Genomic DNA, 672 nt, shown 5'->3' with positions numbered 1-672 from the left:
CAGCGAAGTGAAGCGCTTAAGCAAGCCCGGTCGTCGTGTGTATAAGCAAAAAAACGAGTTGAAGCGCTTTAAAAATGGCTATGGCGTGATTGTGGTAAGCACTTCTAAAGGGGTGATCACCAACGAAGAAGCTTACAGACAAAATGTCGGTGGCGAAGTGCTTTGCAGCATTTGGTAAAGGATTGAAAATGTCAAGAATTGGGAAAAGAATCATTGAAATTCCAAGCTCTGTGCAAGCGAGCGTTGAAGGGAGCAAGCTTCTTTTTAAAAACAGCAAAGAAAAGCATGAATTAGAAACTCACAACCGAGTGAAAATCACGCTTGAAAACAACCAATTGAGCTTCCAGCCTGTGGGCGAAGACGCGCAATCTAGGGCTTATTGGGGGACTTATGGGGCGTTAGCCAACAACATTGTAATAGGCTTAAGCACCGGTTTCACTAAGACTTTAGAAGTCAATGGCGTGGGCTATAAGGTGGCTTTGGGCAATAAAACTTTGGATTTGAGTTTGGGTTTTAGCCACCCGGTGAAATACCCCATTCCAGCGGGGATTGAAATGGTGGTGGAAAAAAACACGATCGCTATCAAAGGGAGCGATAAGCAAAAAGTAGGGCAAGTCGCCGCTGAAATTAGGAGCTTCAGACCCCCAGAGCCATACAAGGGCAAGGGTGTGA

General features: G+C 45.5%; 2 protein-coding genes. Both read left to right on the top strand.

What is annotated here, in order from left to right:
* Nucleotides 1-7: 7 nt before the first annotated feature.
* On the top strand, nt 8-178 hold the full coding sequence (gene rpsH / locus IEY73_RS34640) for a 30S ribosomal protein S8 (RefSeq protein WP_505744157.1): 171 nt from the start codon (nt 8-10) through the stop codon (nt 176-178).
* The coding region (gene rplF, locus IEY73_RS34635; protein WP_229716442.1) for a 50S ribosomal protein L6 at nt 144-672 on the top strand (529 nt) is incomplete at its 3' end. The genes rpsH and rplF, both read left to right, overlap by 35 nt.

The sequence above is a fragment of the Mangrovihabitans endophyticus genome, from assembly GCF_014646155.1.
In the GTDB taxonomy this organism is placed as follows: Bacteria; Actinomycetota; Actinomycetes; order Mycobacteriales; family Micromonosporaceae; genus Actinoplanes; species Actinoplanes endophyticus.
The sequence above is the reverse complement of the archived record's forward strand: the minus strand, read 5'-3'. Positions and strand labels throughout refer to the sequence as shown.